The sequence below is a fragment of the Lysobacter sp. P5_B12 genome (assembly GCF_056400425.1).
The window spans coordinates 40,060-63,705 of record NZ_JBFULG010000005.1; the positions used below are offsets into that span (position 1 = coordinate 40,060).

Consider the following 23,646-nt stretch of genomic DNA (forward strand, 5'->3'; position numbering starts at 1 on the left):
TGTGCGTCGATGCTGGAAAACGGGAGGGGCGCGTCCGGGGGGCCACTACCAGCGATGCACGCAGCCGAGCACCCAGCCCGCGCGATCGCGCGGATCGAAGGGGGCGGCATACGCCCCGGCATCGTTGCCGTCGACATGCTGCCAGGTCAATTGCACATCGCACACGCGCGTCGTGAGCGCGAACCCGGTTCGGACATCGACGTGCGTGCGGTCCTCGTGCGCCGGGTCCGGTGCGTAGGCGGCGTGTTGCGCGCGGTAGCCCGCGCTCGAGTACGACGGCGGCACATACGCCGGCTCGTTCGCATCGCCACTGGAATCGCCACTGCGCGACACGCCGGCGTGCCAAAGCCACCGCACGCGTTCGCCCAAGGGCAGGCTGCCGTCGACTTCGAAATACCAGTTGGACACCTGCCCGAAGTAGTCGGGCGCGTAATGCAGGCGCAGGGCGGCGTGGCGCAAGGCGAGCCCGACATGCGCTTCGGCGTAGTCGGCTTGCGAATCCGCGGTGAAGTGCGTGTAGCGCAGGCCCACGTCCCAACTGCGGCCTTGCGCGTCGCGCCGCGCGTAGCCCACGTAGGGAATGGCCTGCACGCCCGAATCGCCGGCGTATTGCGTGCTCGATGCGAACACGCCTGCGTAGGCGCCGCTCGCCCAGTCGTATGACAAGCTCGCCTGCAACGCGGGATCGCCGTCGCTCAGGGAATAACCGCGATAGCGATAGTCGGAGACCACGCCGACACTGCCCGACATCTGCGCCTGCGCCGACCACGCGCAGCACAGCGCCCATGCGGCGAACACGCATCGCAGTCGTCGGGTCTTCCGTTCCCTCGCCTCGCGCACCACCATCCCTCAGTGGCGCGGCGTCTCCTGTGCGTCGGCGAGCCTGCAGCCGCAGGCACATCCGGGGCCCGCGCGCGCGAAGGCGGCACAGGCGTCGATCGGCAGGGGTCGCGCCGCCGCCGAGCCTAGCGCAGGTACGCCCGCAAGAGCGTCACGCACGCGATTGCCGCGCAGATTGGGCGCGGCATCGCGCAACAGGGCGATCAGCCCGCTCACCTGCGCGGCGGCGAACGACGTGCCGTTGACCAGGCCCCATCCGCCATCGACGGTCGTGGTGGGCAAGGCGTCGGCGGGGGCGAGGAATGCGCGGAGCGGCAGCGCACGCGATGGATCACCGGCCACGGCGATCACGCCCGGCTGCGACGCAGGGAATCCCCCGTCCGGCGCATGCGGATCGACGGCGGCGACGACCGATGCGCCGCGTGTCAGCGCGACAGCGAGCAAACGCCCCAGCAACACGTCCCGCGGACCGCCGAGGCTGAGGTTGATGACCTGCGCGCGCTGGTCGATCGCGAACTGCAACGCCTTGGCGAGGGTGAAACTGCTGCAGCGCGCGCGCGGGTTTCCATCGGACTGCGAGCAGGCGCGCAGCGCGAGCAGGCGCGCCTGCGGTGCGACGCCGGCGATGCCGAGCGCGTTGTCCGCGCGAGCGGCGATGAGGCCTGCGACTTCGGTGCCGTGCGTTTCGGGCACCACGCGCGCGGTGTCGTCGTCGACGAAATCCCGCGACGCGGCGACCTGGCCGCGCAAGTCGGCGTGCATCGCCGCGACGCCGCTGTCGATCACGGCGACGGTGACGCCGCGGCCGGTCGCGTGCCGGTGCACTTCATCGAGGTTCCAGAGTTTCTGCGCAGGCTGCGCCGGCGAGAGGGGATCGTCGCTCAAGACTTCGAACTGTTGCATCGCCTGCACCGATTCGACGCGCGGATCGCGTGCCAGCGCTTCGACCGCCGCAACGACGGCGCTTTCATCGCGCGCCTGCAGCACGTAGCAATCCACGCCGAGCGCGGGCATCGCCCAATCGTTGCGCACCGTCAGTCCGTTCGCGTCGGCGAGCTTGCGCGCGATGCGCGCGCGCGCCGCACGTCCGGGCGCATTGCGATAGTCGCCGACGTAGCCGGCTTCGGGCGTGTCGTGCACGGCCGGTGCGCGCAGCATGACGAGCAATTCGCGCGCCTGGTCTTGCGGCGTGTCCTTCGGCATCGCGAACGCGCCACCGGAGAAGACAGCGAGCAGCAGGAGGAGCAACCCGCGCACGCGCGTCACTCCGGCGGCGCGAGGCGTTCGGCCATCGCCACGCCCGGCGATGCGCGCAATGCGTTGCGCACGAGTTCGGCCTGGCCCGGCGGCACGGCCACGAGGAAGGCGCCCGCCGCGTTCGGCCCATCGACGATGCGCGCGCGGCTCGCGCCGAGCAACTCCCGCAGCTGCGCATCGGTGGTACGCGGGTCGAACACGACGAGCAGGGTGTCGCGCGAAGCGTGCGGTGCGGGCGTTGCGGAGAGTGTCGTGTAGGTTTGCGGCGCCGGTTGCGGATCGCCGAGCAGGAACATCGCCAGCACCGCGATGAAGGCGAACTGCGCCGCGATCCCCACGCGCAACCACGCGGGCGTGCCGGACCAACCGGCGCGCACGCGGCGCCAATCGAATCGCGCACCCGGCGTGCGACGCGCGGCGTGCAGGCGTTGGTGCATGCGCGCCCAACCGCGATCGGTTTCGCGCGGATCCATCGCCGGCGGCGGGAGGTCGATCACGCCGCGCAGGCCGGACAGTTCGGCGCGACAGGCCGCGCATTCGAGCAGGTGCGCGCGCACGCGCGCTTCCTCGTCCGCATCGAGCGTCGCATTGGCGTACCACGGCAGCAGGCGCTCGACGTCGCGATGCGCGTGGCCTTCGAAGGGGAGCACGTGTCCGCTCACAGCGCTTGCACTCCTTCGTCGCCGAGCAAGGTCTTCATGTGGCGGCGCGCATAGAACATGCGCGTCTTCACCGTCGCTACCGGGCAACCGACGACGTCGGCGATCTCCTTGCAACTGTAGCCGTGGAAGTAGGTCATCTCGATCACGGCGCGGTGTTCGGGGGAGAGTTGGGCCATGACCGCGTCCAGGCGTTCGCGCAGTTGCGCGTGGGCGAGTTCGCGATCGGGCTCGCCTTCGCGCGGCGCGGCCGCCTCGTCGATCGGATCGGGCATCGACCAGTCCAGGCGGCGCAGCGCCTTCAGGGCCTGCCGATACGCGATGGCGAACAGCCAGGTCGACACGCGTGAAGTCGCATCGAAGGTATGCGCCTTGCGCCAAGCGACCATCATCGTGTCGTCCAACACTTCGTCCACCATCGTCGACTGACGCAACATGCCGCGCAGGAAACGGCGGAGCCTGGGGTGGTAGGCGCGGTAAAGCGCTTCGAACGCGCGCATGTCCTCCATCGCCACGAGGCCGACCAGGTCGGCTTCGTCCATCGCGATGGATCTGTCGGTCCCGTTCGGCATCCCGCCGTCGGGCCCTTGGTTGGGGTGCGCCATCCGACCCTCCTGTCGCCCGTCAGTACCGTGCCGGGGGCGGCCGGTTCAAACGATACGCCCGAACGTGAGGGCAAAAGAAAAGGCCCGCTTGCGCGGGCCTTTCCGGGGTACATCGGTAGAGCGGGATTCCCGACTTCGTCAGAAATCCATACCGCCCATTCCGCCCATGCCGCCGCCCGGCATGGCCGGTTCGTCCTTCTTCGGCTGCTCGGCCACCATCGCTTCGGTGGTGATCATCAGGCCGGCGATGGACGCTGCGTTCTGCAGCGCGGTGCGGGTGACCTTGGTCGGGTCCAGGATGCCCATCGCGACCATGTCGCCGAACTCGCCGGTCTGCGCGTTGTAACCGAAGTTACCCGAGCCTTCCTTGACCTTGTTCAGCACGACCGACGGCTCTTCGCCGGCGTTGGTGACGATTTCGCGCAGCGGCGCTTCCATCGCGCGCAGCGCGATCTGGACGCCGTGGTTCTGGTCTTCGTTGGCGCCGGTGATCTTGCCCACCGAAGCCAGCGCGCGGATCAGCGCAACGCCGCCGCCCGGGACCACGCCTTCTTCCACCGCCGCACGCGTGGCGTGCAGGGCGTCTTCGACGCGCGCCTTCTTTTCCTTCATCTCGATCTCGGTCGAGGCACCGACCTTGATCACCGCAACGCCGCCGGCGAGCTTGGCGACGCGCTCCTGCAGCTTCTCGCGGTCGTAGTCCGACGAGGTCTCTTCGATCTGCGCCTTGATCTGCTTGATGCGCGCTTCGATGGCCGTGCTGTCGCCGGCGCCGTCGATGATCGTCGAGTTTTCCTTGGTGACCTGGATCTTCTTGGCGCGGCCCAGATCCTTGATCGTCGCCTTCTCGAGCGAGAGGCCGACTTCCTCGGAGATCACGGTGCCGCCGGTGAGGACGGCCATGTCTTCCAGCATCGCCTTGCGACGATCGCCGAAGCCCGGGGCCTTGACGGCGCAGACCTTCACGATGCCGCGGATGGTGTTGACCACCAGCGTTGCCAGCGCTTCGCCTTCGACTTCCTCGGCGACGATGAGCAGCGGCTTGCCGGCCTTCGCCACGCCTTCCAGCACGGGCAGCAGGTCGCGCACGTTGGAGATCTTCTTGTCGTGCAGCAGGATGAAGGGATCATCCAGCTCGGCCGACATCGACTGCTGGTTGTTGATGAAGTACGGCGAGAGGTAGCCGCGGTCGAACTGCATGCCTTCGACGACGTCGAGCTCGTTTTCCAGGCCCGAACCTTCTTCGACCGTGATGACGCCTTCCTTGCCGACCTTCTTCATCGCTTCGGCGATGATGTTGCCGATCGACTCGTCCGAGTTGGCCGAGATCGTGCCGACCTGCGCGATCGCCTTGTCGTCGGCGGTCGGCTTGCTGATGTTCTTCAGCTCGGCGACGGCCGCGGTCACGGCCTTGTCGATGCCGCGCTTGAGGTCCATCGGGTTCATGCCGGCGGCGACCGCCTTCATGCCTTCACGGATCAGCGCCTGCGCGAGCACGGTCGCGGTGGTGGTGCCGTCGCCGGCGTTGTCGGACGTCCTGGACGCGACTTCCTTCACCATCTGCGCGCCCATGTTCTCGAACTTGTCGGACAGCTCGATCTCCTTGGCGACGGACACGCCGTCCTTGGTGATCGTGGGGGCGCCGAAGCTCTTCTCGAGCACGACGTTGCGGCCCTTCGGGCCCAGGGTGGCCTTGACGGCATTGGCGAGCACGTTGACGCCGCGCACCATCTTGGCGCGCGCGTCCTCACCGAAACGAATTTCCTTGGCAGCCATTGCGGATTACCTCAGTAGAAAGTTGCTTGTGTACGTTTGGATGCGAAGGGCGAGACTCAGCCGAGGACGGCGAGGATGTCGTCTTCCTTCACCACGAGGTATTCGGTGCCATCGAGCTTCACTTCGGTGCCGCTGTACTTGCCGAAGAGCACCTTGTCGCCGGCCTTGACCTTCGGGCTGCGCACCGAACCGTTGTCCAGGACCTTGCCTTCGCCGACGGCGACGACTTCGCCCTTGATCGGCTTCTCGGTGGCCGAATCCGGGATCACGATCCCGCCGGCCGACAGCTTTTCTTCTTCCATGCGCTTGATGACCACGCGGTCGTACAGCGGCTTGATGTTCATTGACAACCCTCGCAAGTGCTTGATGCGGTTGGTGAAAGGCCGCAAATTCTAGCAGTCGCTGGAAACGAGTGCCAAGAATTCGCGCAAATGAAGCCCGCGGTGCGGGTCGGCGACTCTAATCGGGGTGCGGCCCCGGGCTTTCAAGGGCGCGTGCGTATTCGAATGAAGGAACCCCTCCCCCGCTTGGCGCAGGGGGGAAGGGCGGAGGAGGGGTTCCGCGGAGACGTGGCCCGGAAAAAAGGGCGCGCACGTGGCCGTGCGCGCCCTGGGGTCGGGAGTTGCCGAGTCCGTGGCGGGCGATCCCTCGCCGTCCTCCACCCCCAGTCCGTTGCCTGATCGAAAAGTTCCTTTCGACGGAGTGGAGAATTGCGGACTTCGTCGCCGTTGTGAAGGGTGGTGGCGGCCGTGAAACGGTGCTTGTTGGTAGCTAAAACCAGTATTTACAGCCTGTGTTCCAGTGCCCGGCTCACTCCCGCTACCAAAAGTAGACAGGTTGCTGCCATTATCATTCACGGGGTGAACAGCGGTAACATTGTCGCTTCATACCGGCAGTTGCCGTGTGTAACGTGCGGACACGCCTTCACTTGGCACGGATTTTTCTACGTAGCCCATCATGACTTCCCAGCAACGCATCCGGCTAGCGCGCCGCCACGCCGCCATGTCGCAAACCCAACTCGCGCAGGCGGTGGGCGTGCAACGTAGCGCCGTGAGTCACTGGGAAGCGCCGCAAGGCAAGAATCCGAGCGTCAAGCACCTGCGCGAAATCGCGATGGTGACCGGCGTGCAGTTCGAATGGCTGGCCACGGGCCGCGGCCAGATGGCGCCCTCGCGCGAAACGGTGCTCGACTCGGTGGCGGCGGTCGATGCCCTGCTCGTCGACGACTCGCTCGAACAACGCCTGCTCGTGGCCTTCCGCGAAGCCCCGGTGCGCGCGCGCCTGGCGCTGGTCGAACTGATGGAAGAACTCGCCAGCCAGCGCACGGGCCGCCCGCGTGCGAAATCGCTGATGACCAGCGACGCGTATTACGACAGCCTGGACTGACGTCGGCACTTAGCCCGGCCGCGGGACGCGAGTACGCTATGGCGCCCCCGTTTCGGCGCCCGTCGTGAACGCTCTGCTCTGCATCACCACCTGTCCGGATCTCGACACTGCGCAACGCATCGCCGATGCGTTGGTCGAAGAGCGCTTGGCCGCGTGCGTGAATCTCCTGCCGGGCATGCAATCCACGTATCGCTGGCAGGGCAAGGTCGAACACGCCGCCGAAGTGCTGCTCCTGGCCAAGACCACGCGCGTGCGCATGCCCGCGCTGCAGGAACGCATCGTTGCGCTGCACCCCTACGAACTCCCGGAAGTGCTGGCGGTCGAAGCCGGCGGCCTGCCCGCGTACCTGCAATGGATCGCGCGCGAAACCGATCCTTCCGTCCCAGCCTGACGACCACACTTCATGACGATGTTCTTCCGACGCGCCGCGACGGCTTTGCTTGCCCTGCTCATGGGAACGGTGTCGCTGGCGGCGAATGCCGTCGATGAGAGAGACCTGCTGCCGGTCGACCAGGCCTTCGCGTTCGACGCCAAGGCGGCCTCGCGCGATTCCATCGCACTGACCTGGAAGATCGCGCCGGGTTACTACCTCTATCGCCATCGCACGTCGGTGGAATCGGCCGACTTCGCAGGCGCGTCGTTGCAGATGCCGCCCGGCAAGCACAAGCACGACGAATTCTTCGGCGATGTCGAAACCTATCGCACCTTGCTGGAGGCGAAGGTCGTCGGCACGCCGTCCGCCGATGCGCGATCGGTGACGTTGAAGGTGAAGTACCAGGGTTGCGCCGATGCCGGCGTGTGTTATCCGCCGCAGATGCGCACCGTGCAGGTGGCGCTGCCTTCGCAAGCCGGCAGCCTGCTCGATGCGCCCGCGACCGGTGGATTGCTGCCGTTGCGCGGCGACAAGGGCGAACCGTTGCCGGAACAACAGGCTTTCCAGATCGAGGCGATCGCTAATGGCGGCAACGCACTGCTCGTGCGCTTCGCGCCGGCGCCGGGCTATTACCTGTATCGCGACAAGACGCAACTGAAGTTCGACGGCGACGGCATCACGCTGCGCGCGCCGCAATGGCCGCCGGGCAAACAACATCGCGATGAGCACTTCGGCGAAGTCGTGGTGTTCTTCGATCCGGTCGACGTCAACGTCCCGGTGCAGCGCGCGCATGCACGCGCGGTCGATGGCACTTTGCAGGTCACCTTCCAGGGCTGCCAGGACGGCGGCATCTGTTATCCGGTGATGACGCGCAGCCTGCCGGTGTCCCTGCCGGCCGGCGATGTTTCGAAGGCGACGGTCGACGACAGCGGTTCGCTCGCCGAAGACCAGCGTCTCGCGCAAAGTCTCGGCGGACAGCATCGCGCGTGGGCGCTGGTGTTGTTCTTCGCCTACGGGCTCGGCCTGGCGTTCACGCCCTGCGTGTTGCCGATGGTGCCGATTCTTTCGGGCCTCATCGCCGGTCGCGGCGAACGCGTCGGTGCATGGCGCGGGTTCTCGCTCTCGACGGTCTACGTGCTCGCCAGCGCGGTGGTGTTCACCATCGCGGGCATCCTCGCCGGCTTGCTGGGCGCCGCGGCCAACCTGCAGGCGGCGATGCAGAACGCGTGGGTGCTCGGCGCGTTCGCGTTGTTGTTCGTCGTGCTGTCGCTGTCGATGTTCGGCCTGTACGAATTGCAATTGCCGGCGGGGTTGCGATCTCGCCTGGGCGCGGCGAGCGATCGCCAGCGCGGTGGCTCGTGGATCGGCGTTGCCGCGATGGGCGCGTTGTCGGCGCTGATCGTCGGGCCTTGCGTCGCGCCGCCGCTGATGGGCGCGGTGCTCTACATCGCGCAGGCGCGGGATCCGGTGTTCGGTGGCGCGGCGTTGTTCCTGCTCGCGCTCGGCATGGGCGCGCCGTTGGTCGCCTTCGGCATCGCCGCGGGGCGCGGGATGCCGACCAGCGGCCCGTGGATGATCGCGGTGCAGCGCGTGTTCGGCTTCGTGTTCCTCGGCTTGGCGATCTGGATGTTGTCGCGCGTGCTGCCGGCGGCGTGGACGCTTGGCTTGTGGGGCCTGCTCGCGCTCGGCGCGGCGACGTGGGCGTTCACCCTCGGCAGCAAGCCGGGTTCGAAGATGGCCGCGCGTTTCGCAGGGCTCGTGCTCGCGGTCGTGGGTGCGGCGCAGTTGCTCGGCGCTTTCGCCGGTTCGCACGATCCCTTGCGCCCGCTCGCCGGGTTGCATGCCGTGCAGGAAGAAGCGATCGCGTTCAAGCGCATCAAGTCGGTCGAAGACCTCGATCGCGAAATCGCCGCCGCGCGCGACGCAGGCAAGCCGGTGATGCTCGACTTCTATGCCGACTGGTGCGTGAGCTGCAAGGAGATGGAGAAGTACGTCTTCACCCAGCCGCAGGTGCACCAGGCCCTGCGCGATTACGTGCTGTTGCAGGCCGACGTCACCGCGAACGATGCACAGGACCAGGCCCTGATGCAGCACTTCGGCGTCATCGGTCCGCCGATGTCGCTGTTCTTCCGCGACGGGCAGGAACGTCGCGGGCTGCGGCTGACGGGTTTCGAAGAGACCGACAAGTTCGTCGAACGCGCACATCGCGGGGCGGCGCCTTGAATGCTTCGGCGAAGGTCGTGCTCGTCGCGGTCGCGGCGGGAACGCTCGGCGTCGTCGCCAGCTTGCTGACCTCCGGCCCGGGGCCGGTGTGGAAGACCGAAGTCGGCCAGCGCGCGTTGAATTCCGCGATGCAGGCCACCGCGCCGCCGGTGCCGAAGGGCGTCGCGGTCGCCAAACGCGGCGAACGCGTCCCGAACTTCACCCTGCCGGCCATCGACGGCACGCGCATCGACCTCCCGACCCATTACGCCGGCCGCCCCGTGCTCATCAACGTCTGGGCCAGCTGGTGCGGCCCATGCGTGAAGGAGATGCCGGCGCTGCAATCCTTCGCCGGGGAACAGGGCGCCAACGGCGTGCAAGTCGTCGGAATCGCCTTGGATGACGTGGCCGCGGTGCGGGCCTTCGTCGCCAGGACCGGCGTGACCTACCCGATCCTCGTGGACACCCCCGGCCCCGCCGACGCCGGGGTCCGCCTGGGCAATCCCAAGGGCGTTCTCCCGTATTCGGTGCTGATCTCTCCCGAGGGGCAGCTGTTGAAACAACGCATCGGCCCCTTCGAGGAAGGGGAAATCGCAGGCTGGGCAAGGGATTAGAGGTCTTACTCAAAGGTCGGCATAAGTCCTGCGAACTTCGTCGATACGGTAGAGAACTGCGGGCTGGGTTCTGGACACCCGGGGTCGGTTCGGCCAGACTGCGCGTCCGCAACCCCGGCCCCATCGATGGCGAAGCTGTTGGTCCTGCATGGCCCCAACCTCAACCTGCTCGGCACCCGCGAGCCGGAGGTCTATGGCCGCACGACCCTCGCCGAAATCGACGCCGACCTCGCACGTCGCGCGCAGGCCGCCGGCCACCAGCTCGAAAGCCTGCAGTCCAACGCCGAGCACGTGCTGGTCGATCGCATCCAGGCCGCGCGCGATGACGGCACCGCCTTCGCGCTCGTGAACCCCGCCGGGTTCACCCACACCTCGGTGGCGCTCCGCGACGCCCTTGCCGCGGTCGCGCTGCCCTTCATCGAAGTCCACCTGTCCAACCCGCACGCACGGGAACCGTTCCGCCGCACCAGCTACTTCAGCGATCTCGCCGTCGGCGTGGTCGCGGGGTTCGGCGCGGCGAGCTACCGGCTCGCGCTCGACGCCGCCTTGCAGCGGCTTTCCACCGACACAGCACCCTGAGGCCCGCCATGGACCTGCGCAAAATCAAGAAACTCATCGATCTCCTCGAAGAATCCAACCTGGCCGAGATCGAGATCAAGGAAGGCGAAGAGTCCGTCCGCCTGGCGCGCGTGCCGCGCGGCGGCGTGGCCGTCGCCGCTCCGCAGGTCATGCCGATGCACGTCGAATCGCGCCCCGCGCCGGTGATGCCGATGGCGGGCCCGACCGAAGGCGTCAGCGGCGGCAGCGCCAAGTCCGCCGACCTGCCGGAAGGCCACGTCGTCCGCGCGCCGATGGTGGGCACGTTCTATGCCTCGCCTTCGCCCGACAAGCCCGCGTTCGTCACCGTCGGCCAGGCGGTCAAGGCCGGCGAGACGCTCGGCATCATCGAGGCGATGAAGATGTTCAACCCCATCGAAGCCGACGTGTCGGGCACGGTGCTGAAGGTCCTCGTGGAAAGCGGTCAGCCGATCGAATTCGACGAACCGCTCTTCGTGATCGGCTGAGGTCGCGCAGATGCTGGACAAAGTCGTCATCGCCAACCGCGGCGAAATCGCACTGCGCATCCTGCGCGCGTGCCACGCGCTCGGCATTCGCACGGTCGCGGTGCATTCCACCGTCGACCGCAACCTCAAGCACGTCGCCATGGCCGACGAATCGGTGTGCATCGGCCCCGCGCCGTCCACCGACAGTTACTTGAACATGGCCTCGATCATCGCCGCGGCCGAAGTCACCGACGCGCAGGCGATCCACCCCGGCTACGGCTTCCTCAGCGAGAACGCCGACTTCGCCGAACGCGTCGAGAATTCCGGCTTCGTCTTCATCGGCCCGAAGGCCGACACGATCCGCCTGATGGGCGACAAGGTCGAAGCGATCCGCGCGATGAAGGCCGCCGGCGTGCCGTGCGTGCCCGGCAGCGGCGGCCCGCTCGGCGACGATCCGGCGACCAACGTCAAGATCGCGCGCGAAATCGGCTATCCGGTGATCGTGAAGGCCGCCGGCGGCGGCGGCGGCCGCGGCATGCGCGTGGTGCATACCGAAGCGCACCTGCACAACGCGATCCAGACCACGAAGACCGAGGCGAAGGCCGCGTTCTCCAACGACATGGTCTACATGGAGAAATTCCTGGAAAACCCGCGCCACGTGGAGATCCAGGTGCTCGCCGACGGCCAGGGCAACGCGATCCACCTGGGCGAACGCGACTGCTCGATGCAGCGCCGCCACCAGAAGGTCGTCGAAGAAGCGCCGGCGCCGGGCATCACGCCCGAGCAGCGCGCGGAGATCGGCCGCGTGTGCGTGGAAGCGTGCATCCGCATCGGCTATCGCGGCGCAGGCACGTTCGAATTCCTCTACGAAAACGGGCGCTTCTATTTCATCGAAATGAACACCCGCATCCAGGTCGAACATCCGGTGACCGAAATGGTCACGGGCATCGACCTGGTGCGCGAGCAGTTGATGATCGCCGCCGGCCACAAGCTGTCGATCCGGCAGGAAGACATCGTTCTCAACGGGCACGCGATCGAATGCCGCATCAACGCCGAGGACCCGGATACCTTCATGCCCTGCCCCGGCCTGATCCAGCACTTCCATGCACCGGGCGGCCCGGGCGTGCGCGTGGATTCGCACATCTACGAGAGCTACCGCGTCCCGTCGAACTACGACTCGATGATCGGCAAGCTCATCGTGCACGGCCCCGACCGCGCAACCGCCATCGCGCGCATGCGCGTGGCGCTGAGCGAAATGGTCGTCGACGGCATCAAGACGAACATCCCGTTGCAGCAGCGCATCCTCGCCGATGGTGGGTTCCAGCAAGGCGGGCAGAACATCCACTATCTGGAAAAGCGGCTCGCGGAACGGAAAGAGAAGTCGCTGTCGATCGTTTGACCCACGCACCCCCGCTTCGGCGGGGGTGTCGCGTTTCAAGGAGGCGTCGATGCCCGACTTCCGCCGCGAAGCCAAGACCGAACTCGACAAGACCGTCGTCGGCATCGAACTGACGCTGATCTCGATCATCCAGGGCCTCGCACTCGCGGTGTTGGCCACCGCGGCGGTGCCCGCGCTGCTGCAACTGCAATACACGACGTGGCCCTACATCGCGACGGGCCTGCTCGTGATCCTGATCTTCTGGTCGCGCTCGCTCATCCATACCCTGAGTTTCATCGGGTGGCCGCTGGAGTTCGGGCACACCTTCGGTTACTTCGGCGCGACCTTGATCGAAGCCGCGGCGCTCACGCAGGTGGCCGATCCGCGCGCGTGGTTCGCGCTCAATGCGTGTTACGCCGCCGCGGTGTGGGGCCTGTATGCGTGGGACCTGCGTGTGGTGCAACTGCAGTCGCATGACTTCGCGACCGAAGCCGAACGCCTGCTCTACGAAGACATCGTGCGCGACCAGCGCGCGAACATCCTGGTGCTGATGCCGGCCGCGGTCGCCTTCCAGGGATTCGCGTGGTGGCTCGTGCATCGCTTCCCCGATGCGATGCTGCGCGGCCATTGGCATCTTTTGCTGATCGGCCTGACGATTCTCTTCAGCCTGTATTACCTGCACGAAGGCGTGCGCATGTTGCGGCGCAGGCGCGACTGGATCCTGGCGCGCCAGGCGCAGGAGCGGCGCGAAGGCTGAACGAACCCCGACCCCGGCCGGCCCCCGCCATGGCCGGTTCGCCCGCGAACGCGCGTTCCCTTGATCACACCCGCCAGCCTGCGGGTGTTTTCGTTCCCGGTCCATTCGAGGTCGTTCGCATGTCCCGCTCTTCGATCTTCCGCAACACCAAACGCGCATTGCTCGCCACGGCCCTCGTCGGCGCGCTCATCACGCTGCCCGCGGCCAGCCAGTCGGGCAAGTTGCCGAAGACGCAACTGTGGATGGACGTGGCCACGCACACGATGTCGGGCATCCCCGGCATGTCGGAAACCGGCGGCGGCATGGGCGGATTCGCCATGCGCATGATGGGCGGCGATGCGGCGCAGAACCATTACGGCGCCGCGCAGACACCGGGCATGCCCGGGCGCTATCTCGATGTCGCGCTGCTCAATCAATTGAACCCCGGCGCCGAGGCCGAGGATCTGATTCCCACCGGCATGCAGCTCGGCAAGACCCTGCCGCTCGTGCCGCCGAAGGCGCAGGCGCCCTCGCAGCCCGGCGGCCGGGCGACGCCCGGCATGAACGACGGCAACGCGAAGGCGCGCATCCTCATCTATTGGGGCTGCGGCACCGAAGTGCGCGCCGGCCAGCCGCGCGAAATCAAGTTCGAGATGAAGAACGGCAAGGTCACGACCAGCGGCACGCAATACGCGAGCGCGATGTCCGGCCGTTACGCCCCCAACCGCGATGCGAAGGTCGATCCGCGTTACGCGCTGTGGCCGAACGAGAAGATGCGCAAGATGGTGCCGGCCGGCGCCTCGCTCGTCGGCAACCACGACATCGAGGGCGCGAAGATCCCCGAGTCGATGAAGTTCGACCTCACGCAACAGCAGGATTTCATGCCGGCGATCGCGCTGAGCAGCAGCGGTTCGCTGGCGACGGGCCAGACCTGGAACTGGAAGCCGGTGGATCGCGCGAAGGGTTATTTCCTCGCGGCCTTCGGCACGCAGGACGATGCGATGGTGTTGTGGAGCAGCTCCGAAGTGCCGGACGCGGGCATGCAGGTCATCGATTACGTCGCGCCGAACACCGTCGAGAAGTGGATCAAGGAAAAGGTGGTCCTCGCGCCGACGGTGACCTCGTGCGCGATGCCGAAGGGCATCTTCGCGGGCAAGGAAGGACAACCCGGCGGCGGCATGATGTCGATGATCGCCTACGGCCCGGAAACCAACATCGTCTATCCGCCGAAGCCGGCCGATCCCAAGGTCGCCTGGAATCCGGAATGGAACGTGCGCGTGCGCAACAAGTCGACGACGATGGCGATGCTCGGCATGTCGATCGACGCCAGCCAGACAACGCAACAGGACGGCCAGCAGCAACAGCCGCAGGAATCGAAGGGCAAGCGTTTCCTGAAGGGCTTGCTGGGCCACTGATCGGACGGGGGCGTTAAACTGCCCCCATGCCCTGGCTCGAACTCACGCTGCGCTGCCGCGAAGACGATCAACCGCGTTACGAACGCGCGCTCGAGGATGTCGGCGCGCTCGCCGTCACGCTGCTCGACGCGGATGTCGATACGCCCAACGAACACGCGATCCTCGAACCCGGTGTCGGTGAGACGCCTTTGTGGGGCGAGATCGCGCTGTCGGCCCTGTTCGACGCGGACACCGATGCGCTTGCGTTGCTCGCCGCGCTCGAAGTCTTCGATCCGGAACTGGATTGGTCGACCGCCGGCTTCCGCAAGGTCGAAGACCAGGATTGGGAACGCGCGTGGATGGATCAATACGTGCCGCTCGCCTTCGGCGCGCACACGTGGATCGTGCCGTGGAATCAAGACTTGCCGGTCGAGGCGCAGGCGCATGGCGCGGCGGTCGTGCGCCTGGATCCCGGGCTGGCGTTCGGGTCGGGCACGCATCCGACGACTTCGCTGTGCCTGCAGTGGCTCGACGCGCTCGCCGATGCGGGACAACTGGAAGGCTTGACGGTGCTCGACTTCGGCTGCGGTTCGGGGATCCTCGCGCTCGCGGCCCTGAAGTTGGGCGCGGCGCGCGCGGTGGGCGTCGACAACGATCCGCAGGCCTTGCTCGCCACGGCCGACAACGCGCTGCGCAACGGCGTCGACGAGCGCATGAACGTGTTCCTCCCCGACGATGAACCCGTGGCGCAGTACCCGGTCGTCGTCGCCAACATCCTCGCTTCGGCATTGGATGCACTCGCCGAAACGCTGGCCTCGCGCGTGGCGCCCGGCGGGCGGATCGCGCTGTCGGGCATCCTGTCGGGCCAGGAGGACGCGCTGCTCAATCGCTACGGCGAATGGTTCGACGCCCTGGCCGTCGCGCAGGAAGGTGACTGGGTTCGCATCGACGGCGTGCGTGCGGCCTGAGCCCGGCGCGTCGCGGCGTGCTTGAATAGCCGCATGTTCGTCCTTTGTCCCCATTGCCAGTTCCTGGTGACGGTCGATCCGCGCAGCGGCCGGCCGCCCGCGGTGTGCCCGAGTTGCGGCAAGGCGTTGGAAGGACAGGCGCAGGAGGACGTCGGCGACGCCAAGGACGCGCCGACGGAGACAGCGCCACCGGAACGGGCGTCACCCGCGGAACCCGAAGCACCGCCGCCGGAACCCGAACCCGAACTCGCGCTCCCACCCGCAGCCGAACCCGAACCCGAACCCGCACCACGGCAAGACCAACTCAACGCCGATGCCGTCATCGCCCTGATGGCGCAAAAGCCGCCACGTCGTGGCCGCGCATCGCAGGCGGTGGAGAAAGCGGAGAAAGCTGCGGAGAAACCCGCGAAGCGCAAGCGCGAAAAGACACCCGCGCCGGCGCCCGTTGCGAAACCCCCGCCGCCGCCGAAGCCGAAGCCGCCCGCCGGTCCGACGATGTCCGTGCGCCTGGCGGCGTGGTGGGCGACGTTCAAACCCAAGGCCAAGCCCGCCAAGCCCGCCGGCGAAACGCAGCCCGCGATGCAGGATGCGAAGAAGAAAGCCACCGTAAAGCCCGTGCCATCGCTGCGCGAACGCGCGGCGAAGCGCGCGGCGGATGCGCTGGCTGCCGAAGCGCCTGCGGTCGAAACGCCTGCCGTCGACACGCCCGTCGTCGAAACACCGACCGAACTCCCGCGCGTCGAAACCCCGCCGATCGAATTCATTCCGCTCGCGCAAACACCGGTCGAAGCCGCACTCGCAGTCGAAGCCTTGCGCGCGACCGCGACGCCGGAGACCGCGCCAACACCTGCGCCCGAACCCGCGCCCGTCGCGGCCGAACCCGTCGCGCCGTCACCCGAACCCGCGTTACCGCCCGTCGTCCCTCAGCCACCCGCGCTCTCCCCGCCACCGAAACCGCGCGCAGCACTTAACGCGCCCAGTTTCGCGCGCACGCGCGCAGGGCTGCGTGGCGCGATGCCGACGCGTTGGACGTCGTTCGCGACCATCGGCGCGTTGTCGGTGCTGCTCGTGCTGCAATTGCTGCTCGCGCAACGCGACGCGCTCGCCGCGAATGCGCGCTGGCGTCCGTCGATTTCGGCGCTATGCGGCGTGTTGCGATGCACAGTGCCCGCGTGGCGCGACCCGGAAGCCTTCACGATGCTCAGCCGCGACGTCCGCCCGCATCCCGACGCGGCGGGAACGCTGCAGATCGACGCGAGTTTCCGCAACGATGCGCGCTGGGCGCAGGCCTGGCCGCGCCTGGTGGTGAACCTGTCGGACATCGACGGACGCGTGCTTGGTTCGCGCGCGTTCACTGCGCGCGAATATCTCGGCGATGTTTCCGGTACGCAATCGACGCTCGGTCCCGGCCAGACCGCGGCGATCAGCCTGGCGGTCGTCGAGCCCGCGCCGGGTGTCGTCGCTTTCAGTTTCGAATTCCGCTGAGCGGTCGTCGCCGATGGTGCACGTGCCCCACTGCCGCGCTAGACTCGCCCTCCCGTTCGGATCGAGCGGGCGCGCCATCGCCGCAGGGGAAGTCGTTTGAACGCCGCCGCCGACCGACAAGACAACCGCGCCGGCCCGCGTCCGCCGCTGCGCGAGCACGTCGCCAATTCCGTTCGCCGCTACCTGCGCGACCTGGACGGATGCGAAACCGAAGACCTGTACAACATCGCGCTGCGCGAGCTCGAGATCCCGCTGTTCGCCGAAGTGCTGAACCACTGCGACGGCAACCAGAGCCGCGCGGCCACGATGCTCGGCATCCACCGCGCCACGCTGCGCAAGAAACTGCGGGATTACGGGCTCGGCTGAGCCGTGCGGCGGGCCGTGCGCCCGCGCCGCTATAATTCGCGGCCCCACATCCCGGTTATCCACGATGTCCGCCGATCGACTGCCCGTTCGCCGGGCGCTGCTGTCCGTTTCCGACAAGACCGGCCTGGTCGAACTGGCGCGCGCCCTGTCCGCGCTGGGCGTCGAACTGGTCTCCACCGGCGGCACGTCCAAGGCCCTGCGCGATGCGGGCCTGGCGGTGCGCGATGTCAGCGAACTGACGCAATTCCCCGAAATGATGGACGGCCGCGTCAAGACCCTGCATCCGCTGGTGCATGGCGGTTTGCTGGGCCGAAGCGGCACGGATGATGCGGTGATGGCGCAGCACGGCATCGCGCCGATCGACCTGCTGGTGCTGAACCTGTATCCGTTCGAAAAAGTGTCGATGGACCCCAACAGCACGATGGAAGACATCGTCGAAAACATCGACATCGGCGGCCCGGCGATGCTGCGTTCGGCGGCGAAGAACTTCGCGCGCGTGGCGGTGGCGACCGATCCGATGCAATACGCCGGCCTGGTCGAGGAATTGACGGCCCACGGCGGCACCCTGTCGGCGCGCACGCGCTTCACGATGTCGGTGGCCGCGTTCAATCGCGTCGCGCAGTACGACGCATTCATCAGCGACTATCTGTCCTCGATCAACGAAGACGGCACGCGCGCGCATTTCCCCGCGCAGCAGAACAGCAACTTCGTGAAAGTGATGGACCTGCGCTACGGCGAAAACCCGCACCAGCAGGCCGCGTTCTACCGCGATCTGTGGCCGGTGCCGGGCACGCTGGCGACGTTCACGCAGTTGCAGGGCAAGGAACTGTCGTTCAACAACCTCGCCGACGCCGATGCGGCCTGGGAATGCGTGCGCCAGTTCGAACAGCCGGCCTGCGTGATCGTCAAGCACGCCAATCCGTGCGGCGTGTCCGAAGCGGCCGATGTCGGCCACGCGTACGAAATGGCCTACGCCACCGATCCGACGTCGGCCTTCGGCGGCATCATCGCGTTCAATCGCGCGCTCGATGGCGCCACGGCGAAGGCGATCCTCGACCGCCAGTTCGTCGAGGTGCTGATCGCGCCGGAATTCGACGCCGCCGCGCTCGACTACGCGAAGAAGAAAGCGAACGTGCGCGTGCTGCGCATCCCGCACGGCGAAGGCCGCAACAACGCCGACGTCAAGCGCGTGGGCTCGGGCCTGCTGATGCAGACCAGCGACATCCGCGAAGTGACGCGCGAGGAACTCAAGGTCGTCACCAAGCGCGCGCCGACGCCGCAGGAACTGGAAGACCTGCTGTTCGCCTGGCGCGTGGCGAAGTACGTGAAGTCCAACGCGATCGTCTATGCGCGCGAACACCACACCATCGGCATCGGTGCGGGCCAGATGAGCCGCGTGGTGTCGGCGAAGATCGCCGCGCTCAAGGCCGAGGAAGCCGGACTCACGGTGCCGGGTTCGGCGATGGCTTCCGATGCGTTCTTCCCCTTCCGCGATGGCATCGATGCCGCGGCCGTCGCGGGCATCCGCGCCGTGATCCAGCCCGGCGGCTCGATGCGCGACAACGAAGTGATCGCCGCCGCGGACGAACACGACATCGCGATGGTGTTCACCGGCATTCGCCACTTCCGCCATTGATCCGTTCCGGGAGCCACGCATGAAGATCCTCGTCATCGGTTCGGGCGGACGCGAACACGCGCTGGCGTGGAAGCTGGCGCAATCCCCGCGAGCGACCGAAATCCTGGTCGCACCGGGCAACGCGGGCACGGCGCGGGAGGAGAAGTGCCGCAATGTCGGCGTCGATGCGAAGGACATCGATGGATTGCTGGCGCTGGTGGAACGCGAAGGCGTCGCGCTGACCGTCGTCGGGCCCGAGCAACCGCTCGTGGCGGGCGTCGTCGATCGTTTCCGCGCTGCCGGCCATCGCGTCTTCGGCCCGACCGCGGCCGCGGCGCAGCTCGAAGGCAGCAAGGCGTTCGCGAAGGATTTCCTCGCACGCCACGGCATTCCCACCGCGCATTACGCAGTGCACACCAACATCGACGAGGCCCTTGCCTACGTGCGTTCGAAAGGCGCACCGATCGTGGTGAAGGCCGACGGCCTGGCCGCGGGCAAAGGCGTGATCGTCGCGATGACGCTGGCCGAAGCCGAACACGCGATCGAAGACATGCTCTCGGGCGAAGCCTTCGGCGCCGCCGGCGCGCGCGTGGTGATCGAGGAATTCCTCGACGGCGAAGAAGCCAGCTTCATCTCGATGGTCGACGGCACGCACGCGTTGCCGATGGCGACCTCGCAGGATCACAAGCGCGCGCACGATGGCGACACCGGCCCGAACACCGGCGGCATGGGCGCGTATTCGCCCGCACCCGTCGTGACGCCGGAAGTGCATGCACGCGTGATGCGCGAAGTGGTCGAACCCACCGTGCGCGGCATGATCGCCGACGGCGCGCCGTTCACGGGCTTCCTCTATGCCGGCTTGATGATCGACAAATCCGGCGCACCCAAAGTCATCGAGTACAACGTGCGCTTCGGCGACCCGGAGACGCAACCGGTGATGCTGCGGCTGCGATCGGACTTGGTGGACCTCATCGAAGCGGCGATCGACGGCAAACTGTCGACGACGCAAGCCGACTGGGACGCGCGCAAATCGCTGGGCGTCGTGATGGCCGCCGAACACTACCCGGCCACACCGCGCCTGGGCGACACGATCAATTCCTTCGACACCCCCGACGTCGAAGACACGAAAGTCTTCCACGCCGGCACGCGTATCGAAGGCGAACACGTCGTCACCTCCGGCGGCCGCGTGCTGTGCGTGTGCGCGTTGGGCGATACGGTGGCGCAGGCGCAACAACGCGCTTACGCGGAGATCGCGGGGATTTCGTGGCGGGGGGAGTTCCATCGCCACGACATCGGGTGGCGGGCGATTGCGCGGGAGCGTGGGGAGGGCTGACCGCCTCCCCCCCCTGCGTCATTGGCGCGCCGCCCGAACGTTGTGAGTTCCAAATTTTTTTGGGAAAAAAATTTGAAACTCACAACGCTGGGGCATCACCTTTCGAGCGTTGGCTCTCGATCGGGGGCTTCGCCCGAGCATTTGTCTTGCCGGTGCGAAGCAAGCTTCGCACTGACCCGATCGTTGTCGGAAAAGCACAGCCGAAGAGGCAGCCCACCCCGTTGAGGTGAGCCTCGCCGCGTGGCGAGGAGTCGGTCCAAAGCGGCGCTTAAGCCGCGTCCCCTCTCAGCTCCCGCACCTTCGCTTCCAGCAACTCCGCAGTCGCGATCTGCCCTTCGATCTGCGGCCCGGCCACGACTTCGACGTGCGCGCGAAAACGCCGCGGCACCCGCATGCGTTTCAGGCGGCCGTCGCGCCGACTCCACATGCTCGTCCACATGCCGCGCAAGGCCATCGGGATGACGGGGACTTCGCGGCGTTCGAGGACTTTCTCCACGCCCGATTTGAACGCGCTCATCTCGCCGTCTTTCGTCAACGCGCCTTCCGGGAAAATCCCGACGATCTCGCCTTCGGCAAGCGCGGCGTCGATCTCGTCGAACGCGCGTCGCATCAGTTCCGGATTCTCGCGCGCACCGGCGATCGGGATCGCCTTCGCGGTGCGGAAGATCCAACGCATCACCGGGATGTTGAAGATCTTGTAATACATGACGAAACGCACCGGGCGCGGGATGGTCGCGGCCAAGATCAGTGCGTCCATGTAGCTGACGTGGTTGCAGACCAGCAGCGCGGGACCTTCGTCGGGCACGTTTTCCTCGATGCCTTGGGCGCGCAACCGATACAGCGTGCGCACCAGCACCCAGCTGAGGAAGCGCATCAGGAATTCGGGGACGACGGTGAAGATCCACAGCGCGACGAGCGTATTCGCGACCGCCAGGGCGAGGAACAACTGCGGGATCGACAGGTGCGCGTACTGCAGACCGACGATGCCCAGCACCGCGGCGAGCACGATGAAGCCGGCGTTCTGGATGTTCATGCCCGCGATCACACGCGAGAGCTCGCCCTTGGGCGTGCGGCTCTGGATCAGCGCGAACAAGGGCACGACGTAGAAACCGGCGAACAGGCCGATCCCGCTCAGCGCGACGATCGTGTGCACCATGCCATGCGTATACGTCGCGCCGGCTTCCGGCAGCCACAGCGCCAGCACGAAGAGGAACACGCTCATGCCGAACGCGCCAAGCGGCACCAGGCCGATTTCCACCGTGCGCGCGGAGAGTTTTTCGCACAAGACCGAACCGATGCCGGTCGCGATCGAGAACACCGCGAGCAGCACCGTGTAAGTGGAGACATCGCCGCCGAGATTCTCGTCGCCATAGGTGGGCAACTGCGCGGTGAGCATCGTGCCGACGAACCAGAACCAGGACACGCCGAGCACCGAGTTGCGCACAGCGGGTTGCTTGCGCACCAGCGCGAGCACGCGCATGGATTCGGGAATCGGATTCCAGCCGACCCTGAGGTCCGGCGCTGCGGCCTCGGTGGGCGGGATCGCACGACTGACGAGGTTGCCCGCGACGGCGAACAAGATGACCGACGCTGCGGCGACGACTGGCCCGTTCGCGCCTGCCACCTGGAAAATCATGCCGCCGAGCAGCATGCCGACGAGGATCGACACCGACGTACCCATCTCGACCAGGCCGTTGCCGCCGGTGAGTTCCTCGGGGCGGAGCACGGACGGCAGGATCGAATACTTCACCGGCCCGAACAACGCCGACTGCACACCCGTAGAGAACAACGCGATCAGCAGCAGCACCATGTTCTGCATCACGAAGCCGACCGCGGCCGCCGACATGATGAAGATCTCCATCATCGTCGTGATGCGGATCAACCGCGACTTCTCCAGCTTCTCCGCGATCTGCCCGGCCGTGGCGGAAAACAGGAAATACGGGAGGATGAAGATCGCCGGCGCGAGGTTGGTATAGAAGCTGCGCTCGTCGCTCGCCACGCCCATGTAGAACAGCAGGCCGATGATGGCTTGCCGGAAGACGTTGTCGTTGAAGGCGCCGAGCGATTGGGTCGCGAAGAACGGCAGGAAGCGCCGTTGGCGGAGGAGTTCGAACTGGTTGTGCGCCATTCGGTGCAACCGCCAACGGGGATGGCGCGGAGCCTAGCAGAGCGCCTCGACCTGCGCGCTGCCCGGCGCGCGCGCGGGGACGGCATGCGCGTGCGCAGGCCCGGTGGCGTCGTTGGCATGGACGACGAACAGCAGCTCGCTCGCGCGGCCGGCTGCATCGAGCGCACGGATGCAGACGCGGCGCGGCGCGGGCTGCCACGGCAGGCGCAGTCGGACGGTGCGAATCCCCGCGTGCGCATCGCGCAAGGCATGCCACGCGCCCTGGAAAACGACACCGTCATAGGCGGGATCGACGGCCCAATCCACGGGCGCCTCGCCGCGCGTTTCGCCCAGTTGCACGACGAGCCATTCGACGCCGGGCGTGCCGCGCGAGCGTTCGCGATCGACCCACGCCTGGGCCAATCCGCCGACGGCCGTAAACCCGCGTGGATCGATGCGCAGCGATGCCCCGCGTTCGCCGCGCGGATGGCAGCCGATGGCGAGCACGTCGATGCCTGCATCGCAACGCATCGCAAGGTGTTGCGACAGGGTGGGTGCGAAATGCCAGCCCAACACCAGGACGCGCGAATACAGGCCATGTTCGCGGCGGGTGATCGCGCGACTCAGCGTGGATTGCCCGGTGCGACGATCGGGGGCGTCCACCCACACCAGCGTGCGTTCGCCGTCGCGCACGAGTTCACCCAGCAGGACATCGCCGCCTGCGCGACGGCGGCCCGCCGGCGTCGTGCATACCGCCGGCAACGGAAGCGCTTTCGCACCGAAGGCCGTGAGCGCGGCGCGCATCGCCTTGACCGGTTGCGCGGCGGCGTGCCGGCGCGTCCACTCGGCAGGGGTGGCGCCGACGTCGTCGATGCGGAAGGTCGTGTCGCCACGCAGCAAGAGCGTGCGGCGCAACGCTGCGCACCCGGCGGCATCGCGGGCGCAGGCGACCCATGCCGTGTGCGCAGGCGCGAGATCGGCCAGGCGCGATGCGTCGTCGGCGAGCAGCAGCGCCGTCGCGTCGCGCACGGTTGCGTTGCGGCTGGATTCGGGCCAACCGAAGGCATCGAGCACGAGTTGCACGGGCGCGTTCTCGTTCGGTGGAAGATCGACGGACAGCGCCGCCCGCGGCGCGAGCGTGCGCAACAATGCGAAACACGGCGTCCATCGCGTCAGGCGCGCGGCGAGCGTGTCGTCGTCGCCTGCAGGATGCAGGTCGAGCACGATGCGTCCCGGCGGCGCACCGATGCCCTGGCGGTGTTCGGCGATCAACGCGGCGACGCACAATGCCGGCGCACCGCACAGCACGCGGCGCACCGGCGCGCGATGCTGTTGCACCGGATCGTCGGGTGCGTGCACGCGTTCGACGGGAACCGCGCGTTCGCGATTCCGTCCGGTGGAAGATTCCATCAGTCGTTGTGCTTGCCGGCGCCCGTGTGCGACCAGGCGCGGCAGCCGTTCCAGAAGCGAGGTGGCCATCGCGAATTACCTGCCATGAACCCGATTGGT

At 67.2% G+C, this 23,646-nt stretch carries 22 protein-coding genes; 14 read left to right on the forward strand and 8 right to left on the reverse strand.

Annotated features, from left to right (window positions below; translation table 11 throughout):
* Positions 1–45: 45 nt before the first annotated feature.
* From AC1DOM_RS09480 to groES, 6 genes are all read right to left on the reverse strand, one after another.
* The gene (locus tag AC1DOM_RS09480; protein WP_498962589.1) at positions 46–798 is read right to left on the reverse strand and encodes a TorF family putative porin; all 753 of its coding nucleotides are present in this window, start codon (positions 796–798) and stop codon (positions 46–48) included.
* A gap of 51 nt (positions 799–849) precedes the next feature.
* Positions 850–2,097, reverse strand: coding sequence for a S8 family peptidase (locus AC1DOM_RS09485; protein ID WP_498962591.1), 1,248 nt, complete (start codon positions 2,095–2,097; stop codon positions 850–852).
* A gap of 5 nt (positions 2,098–2,102) precedes the next feature.
* Entirely contained in the window at positions 2,103–2,759 is a 657-nt protein-coding gene (locus tag AC1DOM_RS09490) for a zf-HC2 domain-containing protein (protein WP_498962593.1), read from the reverse strand.
* Positions 2,756–3,361 carry an RNA polymerase sigma factor gene (locus AC1DOM_RS09495; protein ID WP_498962595.1) on the reverse strand — a complete coding sequence of 202 codons (606 nt, stop codon included), beginning with the start codon at positions 3,359–3,361 and terminating at the stop codon, positions 2,756–2,758. The genes AC1DOM_RS09490 and AC1DOM_RS09495 overlap by 4 nt, the downstream gene beginning before the upstream one ends.
* A 138-nt stretch (positions 3,362–3,499) precedes the next feature.
* Complete coding sequence (gene groL, locus AC1DOM_RS09500) at positions 3,500–5,137, reverse strand: chaperonin GroEL (protein WP_498962597.1); 1,638 nt, start codon at positions 5,135–5,137, stop codon at positions 3,500–3,502.
* 56 nt (positions 5,138–5,193) lie between these two features.
* Positions 5,194–5,481: a co-chaperone GroES gene (gene groES / locus AC1DOM_RS09505; RefSeq protein ID WP_156639549.1), complete on the reverse strand. Its 288-nt coding sequence runs from the start codon at positions 5,479–5,481 to the stop codon at positions 5,194–5,196.
* Between the two features lie 613 nt (positions 5,482–6,094).
* Here groES and AC1DOM_RS09510 point away from each other — a divergent pair.
* The 14 genes from AC1DOM_RS09510 (at position 6,095) to purD (ending at position 20,030) form a co-directional block, all read left to right on the forward strand.
* Complete coding sequence (locus AC1DOM_RS09510) at positions 6,095–6,523, forward strand: helix-turn-helix transcriptional regulator (protein WP_498962599.1); 429 nt, start codon at positions 6,095–6,097, stop codon at positions 6,521–6,523.
* Between the two features lie 64 nt (positions 6,524–6,587).
* Positions 6,588–6,914 carry a divalent-cation tolerance protein CutA gene (gene cutA / locus AC1DOM_RS09515; protein WP_498962602.1) on the forward strand — a complete coding sequence of 109 codons (327 nt, stop codon included), beginning with the start codon at positions 6,588–6,590 and terminating at the stop codon, positions 6,912–6,914.
* An 18-nt stretch (positions 6,915–6,932) separates the two neighbouring features.
* Positions 6,933–9,119, forward strand: coding sequence for a protein-disulfide reductase DsbD (locus tag AC1DOM_RS09520; RefSeq protein ID WP_498962604.1), 2,187 nt, complete (start codon positions 6,933–6,935; stop codon positions 9,117–9,119).
* Positions 9,116–9,712, forward strand: coding sequence for a TlpA disulfide reductase family protein (locus AC1DOM_RS09525; protein WP_498962606.1), 597 nt, complete (start codon positions 9,116–9,118; stop codon positions 9,710–9,712). Before AC1DOM_RS09520 ends, AC1DOM_RS09525 begins: the two co-directional genes overlap by 4 nt.
* A gap of 126 nt (positions 9,713–9,838) precedes the next feature.
* Positions 9,839–10,291 carry a type II 3-dehydroquinate dehydratase gene (aroQ, locus tag AC1DOM_RS09530; RefSeq protein WP_498962608.1) on the forward strand — a complete coding sequence of 151 codons (453 nt, stop codon included), beginning with the start codon at positions 9,839–9,841 and terminating at the stop codon, positions 10,289–10,291.
* 8 nt (positions 10,292–10,299) lie between these two features.
* Positions 10,300–10,776 carry an acetyl-CoA carboxylase biotin carboxyl carrier protein gene (gene accB / locus AC1DOM_RS09535; protein ID WP_498962610.1) on the forward strand — a complete coding sequence of 159 codons (477 nt, stop codon included), beginning with the start codon at positions 10,300–10,302 and terminating at the stop codon, positions 10,774–10,776.
* A gap of 10 nt (positions 10,777–10,786) precedes the next feature.
* Entirely contained in the window at positions 10,787–12,154 is a 1,368-nt protein-coding gene (gene accC / locus AC1DOM_RS09540; protein ID WP_156639553.1) for an acetyl-CoA carboxylase biotin carboxylase subunit, read from the forward strand.
* Positions 12,155–12,203: 49 nt separating this feature from the next.
* Positions 12,204–12,890, forward strand: coding sequence for a hypothetical protein (locus AC1DOM_RS09545; protein WP_498962612.1), 687 nt, complete (start codon positions 12,204–12,206; stop codon positions 12,888–12,890).
* 119 nt (positions 12,891–13,009) lie between these two features.
* On the forward strand, positions 13,010–14,284 hold the full coding sequence (locus AC1DOM_RS09550; RefSeq protein WP_498962614.1) for a hypothetical protein: 1,275 nt from the start codon (positions 13,010–13,012) through the stop codon (positions 14,282–14,284).
* A gap of 26 nt (positions 14,285–14,310) precedes the next feature.
* Positions 14,311–15,231, forward strand: coding sequence for a 50S ribosomal protein L11 methyltransferase (gene prmA / locus AC1DOM_RS09555; RefSeq protein ID WP_498962616.1), 921 nt, complete (start codon positions 14,311–14,313; stop codon positions 15,229–15,231).
* A gap of 33 nt (positions 15,232–15,264) precedes the next feature.
* Positions 15,265–16,716, forward strand: coding sequence for a DUF3426 domain-containing protein (locus tag AC1DOM_RS09560; protein WP_498962618.1), 1,452 nt, complete (start codon positions 15,265–15,267; stop codon positions 16,714–16,716).
* Between the two features lie 96 nt (positions 16,717–16,812).
* Positions 16,813–17,082, forward strand: a complete 270-nt coding sequence (gene fis / locus AC1DOM_RS09565; protein WP_498962620.1) for a DNA-binding transcriptional regulator Fis — start codon at positions 16,813–16,815, stop codon at positions 17,080–17,082.
* A 64-nt stretch (positions 17,083–17,146) separates the two neighbouring features.
* Positions 17,147–18,718, forward strand: a complete 1,572-nt coding sequence (gene purH / locus AC1DOM_RS09570; protein WP_498962622.1) for a bifunctional phosphoribosylaminoimidazolecarboxamide formyltransferase/IMP cyclohydrolase — start codon at positions 17,147–17,149, stop codon at positions 18,716–18,718.
* Between the two features lie 19 nt (positions 18,719–18,737).
* Positions 18,738–20,030, forward strand: a complete 1,293-nt coding sequence (purD, locus tag AC1DOM_RS09575; protein WP_498962624.1) for a phosphoribosylamine--glycine ligase — start codon at positions 18,738–18,740, stop codon at positions 20,028–20,030.
* A 268-nt stretch (positions 20,031–20,298) separates the two neighbouring features.
* On the opposite strand, the gene AC1DOM_RS09580 is transcribed toward purD, so the two are convergent.
* A complete protein-coding gene (locus tag AC1DOM_RS09580) occupies positions 20,299–22,158 on the reverse strand; it encodes an MFS transporter (RefSeq protein ID WP_498962626.1) in 1,860 nt (619 codons plus the stop codon).
* A gap of 33 nt (positions 22,159–22,191) precedes the next feature.
* Positions 22,192–23,616 (reverse strand): hypothetical protein, encoded by a 1,425-nt coding sequence (locus tag AC1DOM_RS09585; RefSeq protein WP_498962628.1) that lies wholly within the window; start codon positions 23,614–23,616, stop codon positions 22,192–22,194.
* Positions 23,617–23,646 lie beyond the last annotated feature (30 nt).

Excerpts from the sequence above, each read along its gene's own strand:
- AC1DOM_RS09495 (WP_498962595.1), bottom strand. The coding sequence starts at position 3,361 with ATGGCGCACCCCAACCAAGGGCCCGACGGCGGGATGCCGAACGGGACC.
- groL (WP_498962597.1), bottom strand. The coding sequence starts at position 5,137 with ATGGCTGCCAAGGAAATTCGTTTCGGTGAGGACGCGCGCGCCAAGATG.
- groES (WP_156639549.1), bottom strand. The coding sequence starts at position 5,481 with ATGAACATCAAGCCGCTGTACGACCGCGTGGTCATCAAGCGCATGGAA.
- AC1DOM_RS09510 (WP_498962599.1), top strand. The coding sequence starts at position 6,095 with ATGACTTCCCAGCAACGCATCCGGCTAGCGCGCCGCCACGCCGCCATG.
- AC1DOM_RS09520 (WP_498962604.1), top strand. The coding sequence starts at position 6,933 with ATGTTCTTCCGACGCGCCGCGACGGCTTTGCTTGCCCTGCTCATGGGA.
- aroQ (WP_498962608.1), top strand. The coding sequence starts at position 9,839 with ATGGCGAAGCTGTTGGTCCTGCATGGCCCCAACCTCAACCTGCTCGGC.
- accB (WP_498962610.1), top strand. The coding sequence starts at position 10,300 with ATGGACCTGCGCAAAATCAAGAAACTCATCGATCTCCTCGAAGAATCC.
- accC (WP_156639553.1), top strand. The coding sequence starts at position 10,787 with ATGCTGGACAAAGTCGTCATCGCCAACCGCGGCGAAATCGCACTGCGC.
- AC1DOM_RS09545 (WP_498962612.1), top strand. The coding sequence starts at position 12,204 with ATGCCCGACTTCCGCCGCGAAGCCAAGACCGAACTCGACAAGACCGTC.
- AC1DOM_RS09550 (WP_498962614.1), top strand. The coding sequence starts at position 13,010 with ATGTCCCGCTCTTCGATCTTCCGCAACACCAAACGCGCATTGCTCGCC.
- prmA (WP_498962616.1), top strand. The coding sequence starts at position 14,311 with ATGCCCTGGCTCGAACTCACGCTGCGCTGCCGCGAAGACGATCAACCG.
- AC1DOM_RS09560 (WP_498962618.1), top strand. The coding sequence starts at position 15,265 with ATGTTCGTCCTTTGTCCCCATTGCCAGTTCCTGGTGACGGTCGATCCG.
- purH (WP_498962622.1), top strand. The coding sequence starts at position 17,147 with ATGTCCGCCGATCGACTGCCCGTTCGCCGGGCGCTGCTGTCCGTTTCC.
- purD (WP_498962624.1), top strand. The coding sequence starts at position 18,738 with ATGAAGATCCTCGTCATCGGTTCGGGCGGACGCGAACACGCGCTGGCG.
- AC1DOM_RS09580 (WP_498962626.1), bottom strand. The coding sequence starts at position 22,158 with ATGGCGCACAACCAGTTCGAACTCCTCCGCCAACGGCGCTTCCTGCCG.
- AC1DOM_RS09585 (WP_498962628.1), bottom strand. The coding sequence starts at position 23,616 with ATGGCCACCTCGCTTCTGGAACGGCTGCCGCGCCTGGTCGCACACGGG.